The sequence below is a fragment of the Gloeotrichia echinulata CP02 genome (genome assembly GCA_038087035.1).
GTDB classification, from domain to species: Bacteria; Cyanobacteriota; Cyanobacteriia; order Cyanobacteriales; family Nostocaceae; genus Gloeotrichia; species Gloeotrichia echinulata.
Genome location: CP051187.1, coordinates 5,136,793 through 5,157,265, shown reverse-complemented (window position 1 = coordinate 5,157,265; position 20,473 = coordinate 5,136,793). Strand labels below are relative to the sequence as shown.

The following is a 20,473-nucleotide window of genomic DNA, read 5'->3' as shown; positions in this document are numbered from 1 at the left end:
CACTTTTTTACTAAGGGACTGACAATTCAAAAAATCTCCAATTTGTAGGGTGCGTCAGGAGCGAGAAAACTTTGGAATCGCAAGAAATTACTGGTACTGACGCACCCTACAGACTCAAATTATTGGGTAATTTATTTTTTTATTAAGTAGTCGATCTGGGAGGGTTAGGGGTAGGGGTAGGGGTAGGAGTCGGCGTGGGAGTGGGTATTGGTGCGGGTGCGGGTGTTGGCTCCGGCGTGGGACTGGGTATTGGTGCGGGTGCGGGTGCGGGTGTTGGCTCCGGCGTGGGACTGGGTATTGGTGCGGGTGCAGGTGCGGGTGTTGGCTCCGGCGTGGGACTGGGTATTGGTGCAGGTGCGGGTGCGGGTGTTGGCTCCGGCGTGGGACTGGGTATTGGTGCGGGTGTAGGTGCGGGTGCGGGTGCAGGTGCGGGTGCGGGTGCGGGTGTTGGCTCCGGCGTGGGACTGGGTATTGGTGCGGGTGCGGGTGTTGGCTCCGGCGTGGGACTGGGTATTGGTGCTGGTGTAGGTGCGGGTGCGGGTGCGGGTGCGGGTGTTGGCTCCGGCGTGGGACTGGGTATTGGTGCGGGTGCGGGTGTTGGCTCCGGCGTGGGACTGGGTATTGGTGCGGGTGCGGGTGTTGGCTCCGGCGTGGGACTGGGTATTGGTGCTGGTGTAGGTGCAGGTGCAGGTGCAGGTGCGGGTGCGGGTGCGGGTGCGGGTGCGGGTGCGGGTGTTGGCGTGGGAGTGGGTATTGGTTCGGGTGCTGGTGCTGGTGCTGGTGCTGGTGCTGGTGCTGGTGCTGGTGCTGGTGCGGGTGCTGGCGTGGGACTGGGTATTGGTGCGGGTGCTGGTGCGGGTGCGGGTGCGGGAGTGGGTATTGGTGCGGGTGCGGGTGCGGGAGTGGGTATTGGTGCGGGTGCGGGTGCGGGTGCTGGTGCGGGTGCGGGTGTTGGCGTGGGAGTGGGTATTGGTGCGGGTGTAGGTGCGGGTGTTGGCGTGGGAGTGGGTATTGGTGCGGGTGTAGGTGCGGGTGTTGGCGTGGGAGTGGGTATTGGTGCGGGTGTAGGTGCGGGTGCTGGTGCTGGTGCTGGTGCTGGTGTTGGCTCCGGCGTCGGACTGGGTATTGGTGCAGGTGCGGGTGCTGGTGTTTGCCCTGGTGTTGGCGCTGGTGCTGGTGCGGGTGCTGGTGCGGGTGCTGGTGCGGGTGTTGGCTCCGGCGTCGGACTGGGTATTGGTGCAGGTGCGGGTGCTGGTGTTGGCCCTGGTGTGGGAGTGGAAGTTGGCTTCGGCGTGGGAGTCAGCGCTGGTGCTGGAGTAGGTGCTGGCCTTGGCGTTGGCGTTGGCTTCGGTGCTGGTGTCGGCCTACTTGAATTAGTAGGGGAATTTTGGTTGCGTCGATTCCCTGAATTTTGGTTGCGTCGATTATTTTGCAGAACACTATTTGGTAGGTCTCTTCCTGATTCCACAACGGAGTCTACTAAGGGTTCCACTTTGATCGTGTCTAGGGTTGAATCTTCTTGATTAATCTCGTTGTTGGGAGATTTTGAGGAATTAGTAGTTAGCTGTAAAAAAGATGGGTTTTCTATGACTCCCTCACCGCGAATTGGCATCTGTCCCGCGACAGATGCTGCGGTTTCAGCTTGAACGCTGGCGATCGCCGGATCTGGCATAGGCGTAAGATTTTGCCTGGTCAAATCAAGTCCCTGAACTAGATCGCTTGTTTCATAAAAAGTTCTCAGATCAAAATCGTATAAGCCCTGAAATTTATCCTTCACTATCACCATCAGCTGGCCTGCTGCTAGCACCTGAGTTTGAGAACCTTTCTTGTTAGAAACTTCAATACCACTATCTGTCAGGGCACCTATAACCGTGGTATCTGTTTTTTCGTCGTAGCGCACAAATAAGGCTGAACCACGAATTGCCGCTGCTGCATTCGGTGTTTGTATACGTGTTTGCCCTCTTCCTGGTGGAATTAGCAGTAGCACAGTCCCATTTGATAATTTAAAGTTTCGAGTCTTGGGCAAAAATTGAAATAGTGCCTGTTCGCCAACCCGTGCCAAAGAGCCATCATTGAAACGTAAGTCTGCAAGGGATGCGCGACCAGTATTTAAGCCATCGCCAGGAATCATGGCATCTGATTTCTTTGCTGGGCGCTTTTGCGAGGTATTTCGGGGTATCAGTTGTACCAAGTTACGCAAGTCCTGAATCTCAGCTCGCGTCAGCGGCGTGTTCGCACTTACCGGATTTGCACAAGGTAATACTATGATTCCCCATGAACCAATTACTAAAAGTGGGAAGAATTTATTAAACATAGTTTGGAAACTCGCCAACCAAATTTAATTGATAGCAAACCACTTGAAAATAGACCCTAATATGCAAGTATAGTTAATGTTATTTTTTTACAAAATATTTTTTATACTAGTAAGCTAAGTAATTTTTTTGATACAAACCATCTATCCAGAAATTAAGTTATGTAATTTTATCTTGGCTATATAGAATAATTTATCACATTTTCTTCCGTCAATATTAAAATTTTATATGTATAATTTTTTGTATAAAAATACAGTATAAACATGATCATAGGAATACGCGGGATGCGGGAAACTCCGCGTCTTCAGACCGCTCGTGGTCAGCGGCACGAGCGACTTCAGTCGCAGTGGTATTTGTGTTAAAATTAGAGCGTGAGTAAGAACAAAAAACATCTACGTGTTGAAGCATCCTAGTATCGGAGAAATCCCGGCTCCTATGAAACAACGGTTAGGTTTAAGTCCTGGCGCAGTATGACAGGAAAGAGCAAATAAAGGCTTGTTGCGGAGCGTACCGCGTCTTGGCTTAGTGATGGATTCACCAAAGCATTGGAAAAAATAAAAGTAGCTAGAAACCTAAGCTTGACTTAGAGTGACTAGGTAGACGGCGTTTGACGGTCGTAGCGAGAGTTTTACTCTGTCTGTAGAATCTCAGTGTCTTTAGACATGAGAGTGTCAAATATAACATCACATCTTGCACCAGTTGCTTACAGCAATTTTCATTCATTTGAACCATAGATGTTCGTAGGGGCGCAAGGCCTTGCGCCCCTACCCTGTGGTCTATTTACCTGAAAATGGCTGTAATTGCAATTTTTGTAGGGTGGTCAGTGCCCTAGGGTGATTGAGAATAGTGCATGATTGTGATTAACGCCATAAACTTCCTGCTCTCGAAATGAGTAGCAAATTCAGGGGTGAGTTGAGCGGAAATTTGACATTACTAGGTGCAATATCCGCAAAAATTCGTGTATCTACAGTTTGCCAAAAGCTATCAACCCCATCTTAAAGATGCAACCCCAGGGCTGGAAAATTTTATTGTTTGCAGTTTTATTAGCTCCTAACGGTGCAAACTTGTTTAGCATCACAGTAGATAGAGCATCGGCTGCAAATTCACAAACATCAGATATTAAAGATAATTCAACATCAAAAATTAAATATTTAGCAACGACAGAAGTAGGTCATCAGCCATACCCACAGATATCCCCAAATCCCATAACCATAACATCATCTAATCCCGAACCTAATCAAGATCCGTCAACACCAAAAACTGATGTAACCGCACCCACAGTCACTGAAAGTGTAAGCAGAAACCAGGAGGGAAATGAATCACCACAATTAGAAACGCAACCCAATATTTTACCCACACCTTCTCGGTTTCCAATAGAGCAACTGATACCCGGTTCTCAAATAGATTACTCCCAAAGACTAGAGAGGCTGAGGTGGAGACTACAAGAGGGAAAACAGCCACTTCCTGAATCTCATAGGAATCTCGAACTTGGATTGCTGGTCAAACCACGCTCATTGTCACAAAAACCTTTAGAACAACAGCCTCCACCACCATTGGAAAAACCTGTGACTGAGTTTAAACCTGTAGGCTACCTGCAGGCTCGTGTAGGCTATTTTAATACCAGTAATATTTTCTCTGCAAAAGTTAATCCAAAAGAGGATGGCTTGATTTTTTCTGGATTAACACTAGCCTCTGCATATTTACCTTTAGGACGTAAAACTTTTTTGAATGCTTCAATTGATGGTAATTTTATTCATTACACAAGTCAATCGCAATACGATTACAATCAAATAAGATTCAACCTGGGTCTCTATCAGCAGCTATCGTCCCGAATGTATGGGCAGATAGCTTGGAGTAATCAACAATTGTTTTACACCAAAAATAGTAATTATTTTGCAGCAGGCGATCGCTTCTTAAACGAAACTTCCCTGCGTCTGTCTTTGGGACGACGAGATCCCCTGAGTTCAAAGTTGACACTAGATAGCTTCTATGAATTGAGTCTGAATATTGCTGAACCGGACAGTCGTAATCGGATAATTAATTCTCTGTGGGTTTCTTTAAACTACTATTTGCAGAAACCACTTCAAGTTGGTCTGAACTACCAATTTAATTTGTCAAACTTTACACAGGGTCAGTCTGAATCACGACGAGACGAATTTCATCGCTTATTTGGTAATTTAACTTACCGAATCAACGACTCCAGCAATATGAATTTGCAGGCTGGTTTGAGCTTTGGTAGTTCTACTGCTCCAGATATTGGTTTTGATGCTTGGTTCTTTAGTCTCAATTATAATTTTGATTTAGGTCAGTTTTAAAATTACGCAACAACCAACGAAGGGGAGACTATAAAAGGAGGATACCAATAACCAATGACAAAGAGTAATGAGTAATGAGTAATGAGTAATGAGTAATGAGTAATGAGTAATGAGTAATGAGTAATGAGTAATGAGTAATGAGTAATGAGTAATGACCAATGACCAATGACCAATGACCAATGACTAATAACTAATAACTAATCCAATCGCTCCAGCTACCAGCATAAAGTTTACCTTTGTGAATACCAGCTAGTTCCAAAGAAAGTAAATTCACGCAAGCGGTAACGCCAGAACCACAATAAACTAAGATTTCCTCTGCTTTTTCGATATTTTCCCAGCGGTGACGTTGTTCGATTTGGGGAAGTAAATAGCCGGAAGAATCTGTGACTTCAAGCCAAGGATAGTTAACAGCACCAGGAATATGACCGGCAATTTTATCAATTGGCTCTCGTTCACCTCGGTAGCGATCGCTCTCTCTTGAATCTACTAAGACTACATCGGGTAAATCTTTGCGATTTTTTACAGATGCTATGTCTACTACCCTTTCTGGTTGTATCTTGGGGACAAAGCTAGCCTTTTGAGGTTCAGGAGTGACATCTGTGACAGGATAACCAGCTTTTTGCCATCCCGCAAACCCTCCGTCTAATACCGCTACTTGTTCATGTCCAAGATAGCGCAATAACCACCACAAACGAGATGCAAACGCAAAGCGGGAATCATCGTAAGCGACAACTAAAGTTTTTTGGAAATTTACTCCGATCTGTGCTAATTTTTGGGCTAAATCATGAGGATCTGGCAAAGGATGTCTTCCGCCATGTTCTCTCACAGGACTGGACAGATCCTGATTTAAATCTAGGTAGTACGATCTCTCTATATGACTGGCTTGGTACTGCTGCTGTCCTAATTTTGGATCGGCTAGAGAAAAGCGACAATCTATGATTACAACTTGCGGATCTTCAAGATGTTCAAATAGCCAGGTTGGCGAAACAATAAATTGAGGATTGGTCATTGGTCAATTGTCGGTTGTCATTAATTATTTATCAGTTTTTTGATATAATGTCGGATTTTGAGCAATTTGTACCACAATCTACAGCAGACGGTTCCTTCACCTTCACATCACCAGAATTTGGCGAAGCATTTCACAGCCATTATGGAGCGAAGCAGGAGAGTTTTCTCAAGTTTGTCGTTCCAACTCAATTAGCTGCGCGTGCCCACAAACCAGTTTTGCGGCTATTGGATGTTTGTTATGGTCTAGGATACAACACAGCGGCTGCTTTGCAAACAATTTGGTCAGTGAATCCCAATTGTCGGGTGGAAGTAATTGGGTTAGAACTAAATCCGTCTGTGCCAAAAGCGGCGATCGCTCATCAATTATTCGACAATTGGGACTATCAATATACGGAAATTTTGTCCCAACTAGCTTTTGAGTATGAAGTACAAACAGAGTGTCTAAACGCAAAGCTACACATTGGTGATGCGAGGAAGATGATTCGATTAGTACATCAGTCCGGTTTCCTCGCCGATGCAATTTTTCTTGATCCATTTTCACCTCCTCAGTGTCCTCACTTATGGACTGTTGAGTTTATTCAACTTTTATCACAGTGTTTACACGATGATGGTTTACTAGCTACTTATTCCTGCGCGGCTGCTGTACGTACAGCACTGTTGACATCTGGGTTAGAGATAGGTTCTACCCCACCAGTTGGAAGGCGAACACCTGGTACAGTAGCTGTCCATAGCCAACGAGGCGCAGAAGGGGAGTTACAATCTCTCTTGTGTTATTTATACCCGCTTTCCCAGGAAGAAAAAGAGCATTTGTTAACTCGTGCTGCTATTCCCTACCGCGATCCTGAATTGAATGCTTCTCCCGATGTCATATTCATGCGGCGCCAACAAGAACAACAAGTTTGTGAACTTGAGCCTACCTCCCGTTGGCGAAAACGATGGCTATTGGAATAGGGAATAGGGAATAGGGAATACTAATTCCAATTGACAAATGACAAATACTTACCCCATTTATCAGCGCTTTTAAGCAATGCCGATAATTGGTTTTTTTGTTTCTCAGCACACACGGATATTTAGTCTTTAAAACTACATAAAATAATATTAAAGACTAGTTAAATGCTTAACCACAAAGATATAGCAAAAATACGTATACTTCTAAACTGGAATCAAAACTTTAAACTTGATTGACCCATAGTTTGAGATAAAAATATAAATTTATCAAGTAGATGATTTTCAGGGGATACCGTGTTAATGAATCTCAGTAAAAAACCTGATTTAACATTTGTAGGAATTGACCATACTGTAAACAGAGCTAAAGAAAATTTGCGCCAAGATTCCTGAGATTCTCAGCACACATTTAAAAAACATGATGGCATGACTCAGAAATTCAGAATGATATAGGACTCCTATTCGATTTGTGAACTGACTGTTGGAGGGAGGGTAAAGCCAACAATCAACAGGTTTTATCACATCTCATTGAGGATGGCGATGACTATGTATTGCTGACAATTTCGAGTAAAGGCGGTCTAGAATCCAGTCAAATAATAAAATTTATTGACAAAAATGACAGTCTTAACTAAAAAAATGGAGTAGCTTTGTGATTCAATGGAAATTCAAGGATACAGGCTCTAGCATAAAAATTGTTAGTGGGTCTAACCCCTCAAGCAAAATGAAGAGTAATGATTCAAATGCCGTGGAATCGCAAAGTGTAGAAGTTTATTCATTGGGTTTATCTAAAGGAGAGTTTATGCTTGAACAGACCCCAGCATTGCCTTCTTGGATGAAACGTAACAGTGTGAATTCTAATTATGATTCATTGGCCTCTAGAACGCTACAACCTCAAGGTTCTAAAGTGAATGGTTCTGATTCAGATCTGGCGAAAATTTTAGTGGTTGACGACCATGCAGCAAGTCGCATGACATCTGTAGCTCTCTTGGCGATGGAAGGATACGAAGTTATTGAAGCAGATAGTGGTTCTATTGCTGTGGAACTGGTGACACAAAAACAACCAGATTTGATTTTACTGGATGTAATGATGCCAGGTATGGATGGGTTTGAAGTGTGTCAGTTGCTGAAGCAAAATGAACAAACTAGGCTAATACCCGTAATTTTTATTACAGCCTTAAATGATAGGCGATCGCGTATCCGAGGGATAGAAGTAGGGGCGGATGATTTTCTCACCAAACCCTTTGACCGTGTGGAACTAGCGGCGCGTGTTAAGTCCTTAGTGCGCCAGAAGCGTTTAAACGAAGATCTAGACCATGCAGAAAAAGTGCTGTTTTCTGTGGCTAGGGCGATAGAAAGTCGCGACCCCAATACTGGAGACCATTGCGAACGACTGGTAAAATTAGGACAAGCCTTTGGTGAATACCTGAATCTCTCACGCAACCAAATCCGCGACTTGATGTGGGGTGGTTATCTCCACGATATTGGCAAAGTAGGCATTCCCGATGCAGTCCTACTGAAAAAAGGCAAACTCACCCCCGAAGAATGGGAGATCATGAGACAGCACGTTTCGATTGGCGAAAAAATCTGCCAGCCACTACGTAGTATGCAGGGTGTAATTCCCATTATTCGCCATCATCATGAGCGCTGGGATGGTTCAGGCTACCCCGATGGACTCAAAGAGAATGATATTCCCTATCTAGCACAGGTATTTCAAATCATTGATATTTATGATGCTTTAACCAGCGAACGACCGTACAAAAGGGCTTTTAGCCCCGCAGAAGCACTTGCGGTGATGGTGGAAGAAACGGATTCGGGTTGGCGTAATCCCAAACTCATGCAGCAGTTTGCAGCGTTTATTCGCCGTCACCAAGATGGAATCACGCCGTGCTAACAAACACATTCTTGTGGACTTTTTGCTGGAATTTTTGTAAGCAATTAACATTTCGGTCTACAATGATTAGCTGGTATTATTTGAGCCTAAATCTCATAAGACCAAGCGCAACAGCGCAATTTACTGATAGCTAATTATGGTAGTTGTAGCAATTCTAGCGGCGGGACGGGGCACACGGATGAAATCACAGCTACCCAAAGTGTTACATTCTTTGGGTGGGCGATCGGTAGTCGAAAGAGTTATCGACAGCGTAGAACCGCTTTCGCCTTCACGGCGGTTAGTGATTGTGGGGTATCAAGCACAGTTCGTGAAAACAGCCTTACAATCAATGCCCAGTTTGGAGTTTGTGGAACAGACTGTGCAACTAGGAACAGGTCATGCGATCCAGCAATTACTTCCCCACCTTCAAGGTTATACCGGAGATTTGCTGATATTAAACGGCGATGTGCCTTTGTTACGCACCGAAACTCTCAAACATCTGTGGGAAACTCACCAACAAAATCAAAATGACGCTACTATCCTCACAGCCCACTTGCCCGAACCTCAAGGTTACGGGCGGGTTTTTTGTAATGGTGAAAATATTGTCCAACAAATGGTGGAACACAAAGATTGTACTGCTGTTCAAAGACAAAATAACCGGATTAACGCCGGAATCTATTGCTTCCGTTGGCCGAATTTAGCAGAAGTGCTGCCCCACCTACAAGCCAATAATGCCCAAAAAGAATACTACCTCACCGATGCCGTCACCCAAGTAGGAAAAGTGATGGCAGTGGATGTGGAAGACTACCAGGAAATTCTCGGCATTAACGATCGCCTACAACTGGCAACAGCATACGAGATTTTGCAACAGCGCGTCAAGAGAAAATGGATGCTTGCTGGTGTCACCCTCATCGACCCTGGCAGTATTACCATTGATGACACCGTAGAATTACAGCCAGATGTAATTATTGAACCCCAAACCCACCTACGCGGCAATACCGTAATTCAGACAGGGAGCCGCATCGGTCCTGGGAGTTTAATTGAAAATAGCCAATTGGGCGAAAACGTCAGGGTTCAATATTCAGTTGTGACAGATAGTACAGTACAAGCGGGAAGCCAGATTGGTCCCTATGCCCATTTACGTGGTCATGCCCAAGTAGGTGCGGGTTGCCGCATCGGTAATTTTGTCGAATTAAAAAATACACAATTAGGTGATCGTACTAACGTTGCACATTTGTCATATTTAGGCGATACCACAGCCGGCACACAGGTGAATATCGGTGCAGGTACAATTACTGCTAACTATGACGGTGTGAAAAAACATCGGACAAAAATAGGCGATCGCACTAAAACTGGTTCTAATAGCGTGTTAGTTGCACCAGTTACCCTAGGTGATGATGTCTACGTGGCTGCAGGTTCCACGGTGACAGAAGATGTCCCAGATGATTCTCTGGTAATTGCGCGTGCGCGTCAGGTAGTCAAACCTGGTTGGCGCAAGCAGAGTTAATTCCCAAACCCCAAAGAGTCAAAGCTGTATTACCCGTAACATCAAGCTTATTGCATCATATCCCCCTCCTCGCTTGCGGGGAGGGTTTTGGAGGTGGGGTTCTGAGTGTATTGCAATCAAGCCGGCTAAATTATATCATGTTCGCGTAAACAGTTATTATAAAAGCTCACGCAAAGGCGCAAAGGCGCAAAGAAGTCTCCCAAGTTTTTATCGTAACTAATTAGACGAACCTGATATTAGTCATAAAGCCCAAATTTCCACATGGAAGAACTGCTAGAACTTAGACAACTTCTAGAACAAGGCAAAATTCCCGAAGCATTGCTGCTAGTCGATGAGTTAGAAGAAATGAGCCTGAGTGACAAAATCAATAAAATTGATAGCTATGGCGTCATTCTGCTCATCCACTTAATTAAACAAAAAGCCGAAAACCGTTTGACTCGCTCTTGGGAGATTTCCATAGAAAATGCAGTCCGGGAAATCAACAAAATTAACAAGCGCCGCAAATCTGGTGGTTTCTACTTGACGCCAGCAGAACTAATGGAAATTCTGCAACAAGCATATCAAGTAGCCCTCAAAAGAGCGGCGCTAGAAGCTTTTGAGGGGCGTTATGAAACGGAAGAATTAGCCGCAATGGTGGACGAGACGGAAATTTTAGCTCAAGCGCTGCAATTGATTCAGCAATAGCCCATCAATTCGTTGTCAGTCCATTCCAATGTATCGCCAATCGTGACGCCGTTGTGGTAGGCTGCAAGTAAGACTTCGCTGGTTTTACCCCATGCGATTGCACCATTTGCATCCAAGGCGATCGCGCCAAAATCTCGCTTGTTGGCGTGGGCTTCTACAAATGATCGCTGGACAGCATCCTGAAGGGATAAACCATCTGTCACACGTACTACAATCTTCGCAGCCAAGCACTCATCAATAATATCTTCGCCAATACCAGTACAACTTACGGCGGCATATTTTGTAGCATAATTACCAGCAGGCATCGCAGAATCACTTACACGACCAATGCGCTCAAAGCCTTTGCCGCCTGTAGAAGTGCCTGCAGACAGATTACCATAGGTATCTAAAGCTACTACACCTATAGTACCACGTCGGGCACTGCTACTTTCCACGAGTTCAGGTTCTGCTACGACCCCAGCCATCGTACTTTTAAAGTTCCCTTGACGCTCCTGAATCCATTCTTGCAAACGCAACTCAGTTAAACCATTGTAGCTGGGAACTTGTAATTCTCGTGCCAGTTCAGCCGAACCGTAATCTGAGAGTACCCGATCTGGCGAGTTTTGTAAAAATTGCGCCAACTCAATGGGATTTTTCACCCGTGAGATATTAATTACACCACTAAAGCGCCCTAATGCGCCATCCATCAGAGAAGCACTCATGCGGATTTGACCATCAGATTGTAATACCGAACCAGTCCCAGCATTGAAGCGGGGTTCATCTTCCAGCATTTGGCAACCTAAGACTACCGCCTCAGAAGCATTTGCACCAGAGGCTAACAGAGAATAGACCGACTCTATGATTGTATGGAGCGATCGCCGCACCGCCTCCAATCCTCCCTTACCTTGGAGAGAACTACCAGCACCGCCATGAATAATTAATTTTGGTTGCACGTGTAAATTCATATAACCTTTGCGCTATTTGCGTGTGTGTAGTGTTACTTATCATTCGCTTGATTTTTCGCTTCAGAACGCCGACGACGACAACGCTCTGAGCAGTATTTCACTTCGTCCCAGCAATCTTGCCATTTCTTGCGCCAAGTGAAGGGAAGTTGACACACCGGACAGATTTTTTCCGGTAGGTCAGATTTAGAACGTGTACGCCCCATATAAATACCGTGCTGATTTTAATCAATATTTTTGAGGCGATGAAAGATAATTATAACCAATTTGCTACAAGGGGAGGACACCTTAAGCGAAGAAATGTGGGGTGAATCCCCCCATAGAGGTATTTCTTAGCTAATTCCCTATAAATACGGCTATATTGGCTACTAGCAAACCCATCGAAAGTCTATATCATCTATATTTAGAAGGATTTTTGCCATATATTCTGGGAAAAAGAGTAAAAATTACGAAATGTAGCAATTAACAGCATAAAACTTGCCATTGTAAGGGTTATACCCCTCACAAGTGAAATTCATTCTTAAAGTAATTACTAGAACTCAGTAACATACGGATGATTGCTGAGGCATACCAGTCAGAACTAATTACTGGCTAACAACAATAGCAAACGACTAACTACCCGATTATCTGGTAGTTGATAGAAATGCAATTCGCCTCTCAATTGCTGCATGAGGTTTTGGCAGATCTGCAGATGCAAACCTGGTGGTTGGTCGAGGATAGAGGGCGCAAGGACATCCTTGGGTGTATGTTGATTTAACTCTTTGAGTAGCTGTGGTTCAATGGCGCCATTATCTGTAATCGATAGATCTAAGGTGCGCTCATCTAAACGACGACACCAGATATCAATTCTGCCGCCACTATGAGAACGCTGACAGGCCGCCAGCAACAATTCATGGAGAACCAATTCAATTTTGGCAATATCGCCGACGATAACCATTGAGGTTTGCACCCCATTGAGGTCTGAAGAGCTTTTTGGTGCTTGCTGATCGACTATCCCCTGTCCCAAACCATGCACACCGATCCACAACTTTTGTTGTTTAAGTAAAGTTTCCACTCGTTCTAGCGATCGCTTGAGCAGAGTGGCTATAGGGATAGTTTCCCAATTGATATCTAACTCCCACTGCTCAAGTTTCAGCAGTCCAGTCATGGAATTATTTGTTTTGTCTAACTGTCGTAACAGCAGATCATAACGAGTCTTGGTTAGTTCGTTAGTCGGAATACCCAAATCGTGTATTTGACCAATCAACAGCGTCGTCGTTCTTTGGATATCTTCTAAACGACGATGTTTGTACCAATTGAGTTGTCGTAATTCCTGGGTTGTGGACTCGATAATTTGGGTAATTTTTTGCTGACGCCCCGACCAAGCTAATTGATAAATCAGAGTGGCGATCGCACTCAGACTTTGTTGCGACCAAGATTGCTCTCGATTATCTGCCAATACTACCACACCTGTGGGTTGCTCATCAGTGTAAGTACGTAATGCCATTACAAAAATTTGACCAATTCCTGTACCATACAACCATTTCCTGGTTCCTGGGGGCAAATCATCGACCTTCAGGACTAGATGACCATCTGTAGCTAGTGCCCACTGAATCAGGGCTTCACTCTGAATGGAAAGGGATGCATCTATAGCAACTCCAAATAGACTATTGGTAATCACCCCAGGGATAATTTCTGCCCGTTGTTGACCGGGAGACCAGGTTAACAGTAGCGCCACGGGACAGCCCAAAATAGATGCTATTTGTTTGATGGCTGTGCGTTCCAGATACATTTCGCCGGCTTCGGGTTGATGCTTCTGTCCTTGTGCCAGAATGCGTAAGTATTGCTGAGAACCACGTAAAATTTTTTCTTGCTGCTCGTTACTAGCTTGCAGTTCCCACTGGTGGATAATAACACCAATCTGTTGACTAACAGCCCAGAGTAGTTCCTTTTCCAGAGTTGTCCAAGAACGCTGACTTTGGTGAGTGACGACCAATAGGGCTGTTGGTTTATGGCCTTGAGTGCAGTTGCAAACTAAGAACGATTTCACGCCATTTTTCACCAAAGAAGGACGCCAGTTAAAAAACCGCAAATCCTCATCTAAATTCTCAATCCCCACTGCTGTACTTGCACGCTGTAAAAGCTGCGAATCCACTTCTTTAAGAGCATTGAGGGCAAATGTCAACGGTTGATAATTTTGAGTCTGACTTTGATCAAGAAATTGATAATTATTTTGCTGAGGGTTATACTGTAAAAGTAAAAAGCGGTTAGCTGCTAGTCGCTCCAAAACTTGTTTGGCAGAGGTTTTTAATGTTTCCTGGAGGTCATCATCACTATATATAGCTTGGGCAACTTGGCTAGTTAACTGGGCGTTCTGTTGAATTTCCTTGATAGTGCTTTCGATGCTGTCGGTGGGAGCCACTAGAGAAATTAACCCTGCAGCAGCTTGGACAAAATTTTTGTCTGTCTCCATCCAAATTCGCGGTTGATTGCTTTCAATCGCCAGAAAACCTAGCAAATCTTTTTGCCACATAATTGGAGCTGCTAACAGCGATCGCACTTGCAGACGTTCGAGCAATTTGACAGTAAAATCGCTTTTCAGAGAACTGCGTGACTCGCCAATCCAAACAATTTGATTAACAGCCAAAGCATAATAAAAATCGCTCAATTCTTGCACCGTTATGCCCAAGGCTGGTTGCTGACGTGTAGAATTGAGACCAATGTTACCCAGTTGATTGCTGACCCGACATCGAAAAGACCGCCCTTGGGGTTCAAACCAGTAAATCTTCGTATCCGTGGGACAGACAAATTGATGGGTCGCTACTACTACTGCTTTTAGCCTGTGATCTAGGTTATTGAGGGTGTTTAAATTTTCCAGCAATTTTAACAACGGCTCATCATAGCGTTTAGTTTGCTGGCGCTGTAAATCCAACTGATGTTGATAAAGTGCTGCTCCCAACTCGCCTAGAACTATCAACAGCCTGGCTCTGGCTTCTCCAGCCAGTAAGTAGCCCCAGTGCTGCGAACCGAGTAATACCAGACCCAAACAGTACTGTTTATAGCGAATTGGTAAAATGATTGTCCCTTGGATTTGGAATTTGATAGCTAATTCTTGCCATCCCTCAACTCGGTGTTCGACTTGTAAATCGGGTATACCTAAGGGACGCTGCTCAATCACCACCTGCTCGAATAAATCCCCAGGACTGAGAACCACCCGCTGTTGTAAAAAATTGGTGTCACTTGCGGGGATTATGCCGCCTTTGCCAGACAATATATGATTGACGCGATCGTAAAGCGCAATCCAAATCAGTTTGTAGTCAAACTCCTCTTGGAGATAGGCAATAGTAGTTTCAATCAGAACGTCAACACTATCGGCTTCCCTGAGCTTCTGGAGGACCCGCCCCAAGGAAAGGATCTGTTGTTCGGCGGCTATAGGTTTTTGTGGCTGCCCCATCTGATTTATTGGTGAACATAGCGTTTAATATTTAGGATGCCCAAAAAACACCGTGAGTAATAACCATATTCAATAGAAAATAAATCAAAAACTCCATCCCCTTGTGGATGCAATACCGCGTAGTAGTCTGTCAATTTTGTTTTGAGGGATTTTTGGTAGTGTGAGCGTCTCGCTCACGCGGGCAAGATGCCCGCACTACAGTCCATCATTTTTATCTTGACAGAGTAGTAGCTTTTGCCCAAAAACCCGCGCTGAACTAAAGTACCCTGCGGGTTCCACTTTGTGGTATAGCGTTTCTCTATCAAGTGAGGTACAGGAACCCCACCCCCAACCCCCTCCTCGCTTACGGGGAGCTTGCTCTGATGTACCTTATGTGATTAGGAAATGCTATATGGCTGTTATGATAGCCCAGCAAGTGTTTAAAGCTGATTTTTTAACGAGGCAAATAAAAAAAATAATATTAACAAATACTTCTTACATATTGCCTAAAAACTGGAGATAATTTAAACAAAATTTTGTCCGCTTTTGTTTTTTGAATTAAATACCTTTGTTGTAGAGATTCTAACCCATTTATAAAATCGCTGGAAGATAACTCTAAAGTTGCTTTTAAATCTTCTCTGGATACAGCTTGAGAAAATTTACTCAATTCTAAAATAATCTGCTGTTCTATAGGTGATATATGGTTAAATGCTTGACCAAGTAAACATTGCATATCCTTAGTAATAACTAATTCATTCTCTGCTAAAAAATTAGCAACTTTACTATCAAAAATCCTTTTAATTGAACTAGTAATACTTTTTAAGTAACGAAAATTTCCCTCATATAAATCAATTAATTTTAACCAGCTATCCTCATCCTCTAATCCTGTATTTTTTAAAATTTGGTCATCATATAAACCTGATAACTCTAAAAATTTCATCGGATATAGATTCTCATCTAAAGATTCCATTTCTGCACATTGTTCTTGACTGATGAGAATGACACTACTTTGATGTTCAATTTTTGCAATCATTGTAAAAAAGTTTTGATAATCTTGATATTCACTTTGATATTTTCCAGCGAATTGACCGCTGACAAATATATGATGAAGATCATCAAGAATGATTAAGCATTTATTCTTGGTGAGAATATTATAGAATTGTTTTAATTTATCACCTAGAGTTGCTTTAGCTTCTTGTTGACAAACATTCAATAAATCATCAATAAGTAAATTTAGCGTTTTAGGATACTTTAAACTTCTCCAGATGATTACTTCAAATTGATCTAAGTGTAAATCAATAAATCTTTTAACCAGACTAGTTTTACCAATTCCAGATAATCCTAAAACCGATATTAAAGAAGTACTTTGATTGAATATCCAATTATAAATATTTTGCAGTTCACATTCTCTATTATAAAAGTTAATTATTTTAGGTGCTAAAGTTAAATCGTAATGAATTGATTTAGATTTAGATTTATGTTTATTATTTTCTTGGGTATTTTTTTTATCTTTATAAGGAGTTGATGAACTAAAATTAAAAGTATGATTATTATTTTCTTGATTGTTGTTTTGAACAATAATTGGTAATGATGCTATCTGCAATCTTTCAACTGTAGAACGAAAATTAGTTTTTTTTATATCTTCCTCTAATATTTGAGATAAAAGTTGCCATAATCCAGCACCTACATCTCCTACATGATTTTTAGTAACATTACATTCTTGTGCAATATCATCATAGGTTTTTCTTTCCCATGTGCCCCCAATTACAGCAGTTTGAACGTCATCTAGATGGTTTCCAGTTTTATCAAAAACTATCTTATCAATAAATTTTACAACTTCGTTTACATTCATAAAAGCCATGTACGGTAATGCTTGTAAGCATTATAGCGGAACATAATTTAATTTTTTCCGATCTTTTCCGATTTTTTTCTTAACATATTGTAATAAAACTCCAGTTTAAATCCGTTTATATCAGATTGTCTACGGTACTGACTTCACTTAAAGTAGTAATTAGCACAGATTAATGAGTATTTATATGCAGTTTGAAATCGTCAAAGAGAGAGATAAATCGAACAAGCAAGAAAAAGCACAGACTTTAGTAGAGCAACCTAAGTGGACTCTGGAAGAAGTAGCACTATCCAAAAGCACGCTTGACCAAATTGACCAGATGGTTGCTTACATACAAAACAGAGATAAACTTTTGACTGATTGGCAATTTAATCGTTTTCTGAAAACCGGAAGTGCTTTGAGCATTAACTTTTTTGGCATACCAGGTACAGGTAAAAGTATAACAGCTGAAGCAATTGCTCATAAACTTGGAATGTCAATTATTAGAGCTAACTATGGTGAGCTTGAATCTTCTTTCGTAGGAGGAACATCTGATAACTTAGCATCAATTTTCAAAACAGCAGAAGAAACAAAAAGCTTACTATTCTTTGATGAAGCTGATGCTGTCCTCAGTAGAAGAATCTCCAATCTATCACAAGCAGCCGATCATGGTGTGAATTCAGCAAAAAGTACCTTGCTCACACTCTTAGATAAATTCAACGGGATTATTGTGTTTGCCACAAATCTTTTTGATAATTATGATGAGGCTTTTTTGAGAAGGATTCTTTTCAATATAGAGTTTTTAGCTCCAGATTTAGCAATGAGAGAACAACTATGGAGATTTCATCTATCTAAAAATGTCCCCAAAGAAGTAAGTTATGAGCTTTTAGCAGATATTAGTGAAGGTCTTTGTGGTGGTGATATCAAAAATATCACTATTAAGTTAGGCTTGAAATTGCTAACTGGAAAGGTAAAAAGCATTGACGAGGCTTTAGTAAAAGAAGAAATTGAAAAGTACACAGAAGTAAAACTAAGGCACAATAGAAACCCAGTATTAGTCGAAACTATTGTGAATTGATCTGAGAAAAATTAAACCATTTTGGAGGAATCTTTTTATGCCATTTCCAATAATTGCCTGGATAGCTGTGGCTTCTATTGCAGGTTTTACTGCTGCTGCTGGTGTTTTTTGGGATGAAATAAAGGAATGGGCTAGTCAAATGCTAGTCTATATCCTTGATGGCATCAACACAGCAATTGAAGTAACTTCAGATGCTGTTGTTTATCTTGTCAAAGAGGGAGGTCGTGTTTATAAGCAGATAGAGGTTTATGTTAGAAATGTTTACACCGGTATTACAGAACTTCGTTACAGACGAGAAGAGATTTCTAGCTCAGAACTTCCTGATGAATATAATTCTCAACTTGAGCAAAAAACGAAATTGAAACTTATGCAAAATCCAACTTAGGAGATAATCAGTTATGGATAAGCAAGAAAGTCATCAAGACAAGTTTGTTAAGCTATTAAATACCATAATAAGAATGATTGCACGCAGTTGTAAGCAACGCGCAGAGGCAGTTGAAAAGGGATTGAAAGAACCTTCTAACTTAGTCTGTATACAAGAAGGATTGTTGAATTTTGAGCGAATTGAAGAAGATGTGAAACGGATACAAGGAGATCTGCGAGCCAGAGGTGATAAAGTTCTTGGAAGTCATCTTATCTTAGATCATCAAGATGATCTCATGGAAATTCGGACGTACACTGAGAGAGGTGATAAGACTTTTGTGATCACAGTTGATGCTGAAGTAAAACTAGTAACTAATATTCCCGCTGACATTGTAGAGGAACTACAACAGAAAGGGCGTGTTGAACTAAATTTGAAATTGTTGAACTAAGTAAATAGATCCGCGCTATGCAGGGTTTAGCAGTGCTAAACCCCTACGACAGATGTGTTTTTTATGGTGCATATTTGGTATCGCGATATGTAGGGGCACGGCATTGCCGTGCCCCTACCTGTGTACCTCACGCTTGGCGGTAAACGGTACTTTGATGGTAAATAGATCCGCGCTATTGAGGGTTTAGCAGTGCTAAACCCCTACGACAGATGTGTTTTTTATGGTGCATATTTGGTATCGCGATATGTAGGGGCACGGCATTGCCGTGCCCCTACCTGTGTACCTCACGCTTGGCGGTAAACGCTATAGGATAGTTTGATTTCTACACTTGATATTTAAATCAATCATTACGCCATCGCTTTAATGATAAACAAGATCCCCGACTTCGTAAAAGTTGTCGGGGATCTGAGCCTGCTATACTAATGTGTCAGTGAGTTTATCCAATAATTCCTAGGTTAAATCTGGGAATGCCGTTGAGAAAACGCATCCAATGTTTTGAATAATCTGGATGGGGAATATCTCTCATCAAACTAGTTTGTAGGTAATTAACCCACCACTATGATGGTGTCGTAGTCTCAGCGATAACGACTGACAACTGACAACTAACAAATGGATATTTATCAAGTCGCAATTAGTCCCCTGTTGTTCACTCTGCTGAAAACCGATCCTGAGTGGTTACACCAGCAGACGATTCGCAGTTTAAGCTGGCTCTCAAAAACAAGCGATCGCCCCCCTGCTATATGGGTCAAGAGCTTGTTAGAGCAGTCTTTGTGCCTGTATGATCAACGTTTAGAACAAACTTTGTTTGGGCTAAACTTCCCGAACCCTGTAGGTTTAGCCGCCGGGTTTGATAAGGATGGAGTTGCTGCTGGTATTTGGTCAAGCTTTGGTTTTGGCTTTGCAGAACTAGGAACTGTGACTTTTTTAGCACAGCCGGGAAATCCTCGCCCCCGCTTGTTTCGCTTACCGTTAGATAAAGCTGCGCTTAACCGTATGGGTTTTAATAATAGCGGAGCTGAAGTCATGGCAGCAAGGCTGGAACAAGCAAAGCACGAGTCAATTTTCTCAATACCCATAGGTATAAATTTGGGAAAATCTAAGGCAACACCCTTAGAAACAGCCGCCCACGATTATCTCAATAGTTTTCGTTTATTGAAGGAATTGGGAGACTATTTTGTAGTTAACGTGTCGTCCCCCAATACCCCAGGGCTGCGATCGCTTCAAGATGCTGCTATGCTCAGTGCCATCTTGGATTTATTACAACAGGAAAACAATACACAAAAGCCAATATTTGTCAAGATAGCCCCTGATTTAGAATGGGAAGCGATCGCCGATATTATTGCACTGGCCAAAACTTACCAACTGGCGGGGATTATCGCCACTAACACCACCATTCGCCGTGATGGACTGCAAACCCAGGTGATTAGCCAAACAGGTAAAACAGTCCAGGAAGAAGCGGGTGGAATTAGTGGTGCGCCAGTCCGCGATCGCTCCACCGAAGTAATTCGTTTTATTTACAAGCATTCCCAAGGACAATTGCCCATTATCGGCGTTGGCGGCATTTTTTCTGGCGCAGATGCTTGGGAAAAAATCACCGCTGGTGCTAGCTTAATCCAGGTTTATACGGGCTGGATTTACGAAGGACCGCTGATGGTAGGCCGGATTCTCACTGATTTGCTGACGCAGTTAGAACAAAGCGGATTAACTTCTATTGCTGAGGCTGTAGGCTTAGACGCAAAAATTCAAAATTCAAAAATTTGA

At 42.8% G+C, this 20,473-nt stretch carries 16 protein-coding genes and 1 pseudogene; 10 read left to right on the top strand and 7 right to left on the bottom strand.

Annotation, left to right across the window (positions count from 1 at the left end; translation table 11 throughout):
- Nucleotides 1-200 precede the first annotated feature (200 nt).
- Nucleotides 201-1,523: a hypothetical protein gene (locus HEQ19_31265; GenBank protein WZI67245.1), complete on the top strand. Its 1,323-nt coding sequence runs from the start codon at nt 201-203 to the stop codon at nt 1,521-1,523.
- A 368-nt stretch (nt 1,524-1,891) separates the two neighbouring features.
- Here the strand turns inward: HEQ19_31265 and HEQ19_31260 are convergent.
- Nucleotides 1,892-2,131, bottom strand: a pseudogene (locus HEQ19_31260) (FecR domain-containing protein).
- Between the two features lie 1,152 nt (nt 2,132-3,283).
- Between HEQ19_31260 and HEQ19_22750 the strand changes: the two are divergent.
- Nucleotides 3,284-4,627 (top strand): hypothetical protein, encoded by a 1,344-nt coding sequence (locus tag HEQ19_22750; protein WYM03553.2) that lies wholly within the window; start codon nt 3,284-3,286, stop codon nt 4,625-4,627.
- On the opposite strand, the gene HEQ19_22745 is transcribed toward HEQ19_22750, so the two are convergent.
- Nucleotides 4,613-4,807, bottom strand: a complete 195-nt coding sequence (locus tag HEQ19_22745) for a hypothetical protein (GenBank protein ID WYM01912.2) — start codon at nt 4,805-4,807, stop codon at nt 4,613-4,615. The two genes, HEQ19_22750 and HEQ19_22745, sit on opposite strands and share 15 nt — an antisense overlap.
- A gap of 10 nt (nt 4,808-4,817) precedes the next feature.
- Nucleotides 4,818-5,636: a sulfurtransferase gene (locus HEQ19_22740; GenBank protein ID WYM01911.1), complete on the bottom strand. Its 819-nt coding sequence runs from the start codon at nt 5,634-5,636 to the stop codon at nt 4,818-4,820.
- Between the two features lie 47 nt (nt 5,637-5,683).
- Between HEQ19_22740 and HEQ19_22735 the strand changes: the two genes are divergently transcribed.
- From HEQ19_22735 to HEQ19_22720, 4 genes are all read left to right on the top strand, one after another.
- Entirely contained in the window at nt 5,684-6,586 is a 903-nt protein-coding gene (locus HEQ19_22735; protein WYM03552.1) for an MnmC family methyltransferase, read from the top strand.
- 643 nt (nt 6,587-7,229) lie between these two features.
- Nucleotides 7,230-8,471 (top strand): two-component system response regulator, encoded by a 1,242-nt coding sequence (locus tag HEQ19_22730; GenBank protein ID WYM01910.1) that lies wholly within the window; start codon nt 7,230-7,232, stop codon nt 8,469-8,471.
- 136 nt (nt 8,472-8,607) lie between these two features.
- Nucleotides 8,608-9,957 (top strand): bifunctional UDP-N-acetylglucosamine diphosphorylase/glucosamine-1-phosphate N-acetyltransferase GlmU, encoded by a 1,350-nt coding sequence (glmU, locus tag HEQ19_22725; protein ID WYM01909.1) that lies wholly within the window; start codon nt 8,608-8,610, stop codon nt 9,955-9,957.
- A gap of 261 nt (nt 9,958-10,218) precedes the next feature.
- The gene (locus HEQ19_22720) at nt 10,219-10,641 is read left to right on the top strand and encodes a DUF29 family protein (GenBank protein WYM01908.1); all 423 of its coding nucleotides are present in this window, start codon (nt 10,219-10,221) and stop codon (nt 10,639-10,641) included.
- On the opposite strand, the gene HEQ19_22715 is transcribed toward HEQ19_22720, so the two are convergent.
- The 4 genes from HEQ19_22715 to HEQ19_22700 form a co-directional block, all read right to left on the bottom strand.
- Complete coding sequence (locus HEQ19_22715; GenBank protein WYM01907.1) at nt 10,632-11,585, bottom strand: isoaspartyl peptidase/L-asparaginase; 954 nt, start codon at nt 11,583-11,585, stop codon at nt 10,632-10,634. The two genes, HEQ19_22720 and HEQ19_22715, sit on opposite strands and share 10 nt — an antisense overlap.
- Before the next feature lie 32 nt (nt 11,586-11,617).
- The gene (locus HEQ19_22710; GenBank protein WYM01906.1) at nt 11,618-11,788 is read right to left on the bottom strand and encodes a DUF2256 domain-containing protein; all 171 of its coding nucleotides are present in this window, start codon (nt 11,786-11,788) and stop codon (nt 11,618-11,620) included.
- A 374-nt stretch (nt 11,789-12,162) separates the two neighbouring features.
- Nucleotides 12,163-15,015, bottom strand: a complete 2,853-nt coding sequence (locus HEQ19_22705; protein WYM01905.1) for a GAF domain-containing protein — start codon at nt 15,013-15,015, stop codon at nt 12,163-12,165.
- A gap of 460 nt (nt 15,016-15,475) precedes the next feature.
- A complete protein-coding gene (locus HEQ19_22700; protein WYM01904.1) occupies nt 15,476-16,846 on the bottom strand; it encodes an AAA family ATPase in 1,371 nt (456 codons plus the stop codon).
- 184 nt (nt 16,847-17,030) lie between these two features.
- On the opposite strand from HEQ19_22700, the gene HEQ19_22695 reads away from it, so the two are divergent.
- The 4 genes from HEQ19_22695 to HEQ19_22680 all read left to right on the top strand — a co-directional run bounded on the left by HEQ19_22695 (nt 17,031) and on the right by HEQ19_22680 (nt 20,473).
- Entirely contained in the window at nt 17,031-17,900 is an 870-nt protein-coding gene (locus HEQ19_22695) for an AAA family ATPase (protein WYM01903.1), read from the top strand.
- A 37-nt stretch (nt 17,901-17,937) separates the two neighbouring features.
- Nucleotides 17,938-18,285 carry a hypothetical protein gene (locus HEQ19_22690; GenBank protein ID WYM01902.1) on the top strand — a complete coding sequence of 116 codons (348 nt, stop codon included), beginning with the start codon at nt 17,938-17,940 and terminating at the stop codon, nt 18,283-18,285.
- A 13-nt stretch (nt 18,286-18,298) separates the two neighbouring features.
- Nucleotides 18,299-18,712 carry a hypothetical protein gene (locus tag HEQ19_22685; protein WYM01901.1) on the top strand — a complete coding sequence of 138 codons (414 nt, stop codon included), beginning with the start codon at nt 18,299-18,301 and terminating at the stop codon, nt 18,710-18,712.
- Nucleotides 18,713-19,321: 609 nt separating this feature from the next.
- The gene (locus HEQ19_22680; GenBank protein WYM01900.1) at nt 19,322-20,473 is read left to right on the top strand and encodes a quinone-dependent dihydroorotate dehydrogenase; all 1,152 of its coding nucleotides are present in this window, start codon (nt 19,322-19,324) and stop codon (nt 20,471-20,473) included.

Coding starts and splice junctions, on each gene's coding strand:
- HEQ19_22700 (WYM01904.1), bottom strand. CDS start 16,846: ATGAATGTAAACGAAGTTGTAAAATTTATTGATAAGATAGTTTTTGAT.
- glmU (WYM01909.1), top strand. CDS start 8,608: ATGGTAGTTGTAGCAATTCTAGCGGCGGGACGGGGCACACGGATGAAA.
- HEQ19_22705 (WYM01905.1), bottom strand. CDS start 15,015: ATGGGGCAGCCACAAAAACCTATAGCCGCCGAACAACAGATCCTTTCC.
- HEQ19_22680 (WYM01900.1), top strand. CDS start 19,322: ATGGATATTTATCAAGTCGCAATTAGTCCCCTGTTGTTCACTCTGCTG.
- HEQ19_22735 (WYM03552.1), top strand. CDS start 5,684: ATGTCGGATTTTGAGCAATTTGTACCACAATCTACAGCAGACGGTTCC.
- HEQ19_22715 (WYM01907.1), bottom strand. CDS start 11,585: ATGAATTTACACGTGCAACCAAAATTAATTATTCATGGCGGTGCTGGT.
- HEQ19_22695 (WYM01903.1), top strand. CDS start 17,031: ATGCAGTTTGAAATCGTCAAAGAGAGAGATAAATCGAACAAGCAAGAA.
- HEQ19_22710 (WYM01906.1), bottom strand. CDS start 11,788: ATGGGGCGTACACGTTCTAAATCTGACCTACCGGAAAAAATCTGTCCG.
- HEQ19_22690 (WYM01902.1), top strand. CDS start 17,938: ATGCCATTTCCAATAATTGCCTGGATAGCTGTGGCTTCTATTGCAGGT.
- HEQ19_22740 (WYM01911.1), bottom strand. CDS start 5,636: ATGACCAATCCTCAATTTATTGTTTCGCCAACCTGGCTATTTGAACAT.
- HEQ19_22685 (WYM01901.1), top strand. CDS start 18,299: ATGGATAAGCAAGAAAGTCATCAAGACAAGTTTGTTAAGCTATTAAAT.
- HEQ19_22720 (WYM01908.1), top strand. CDS start 10,219: ATGGAAGAACTGCTAGAACTTAGACAACTTCTAGAACAAGGCAAAATT.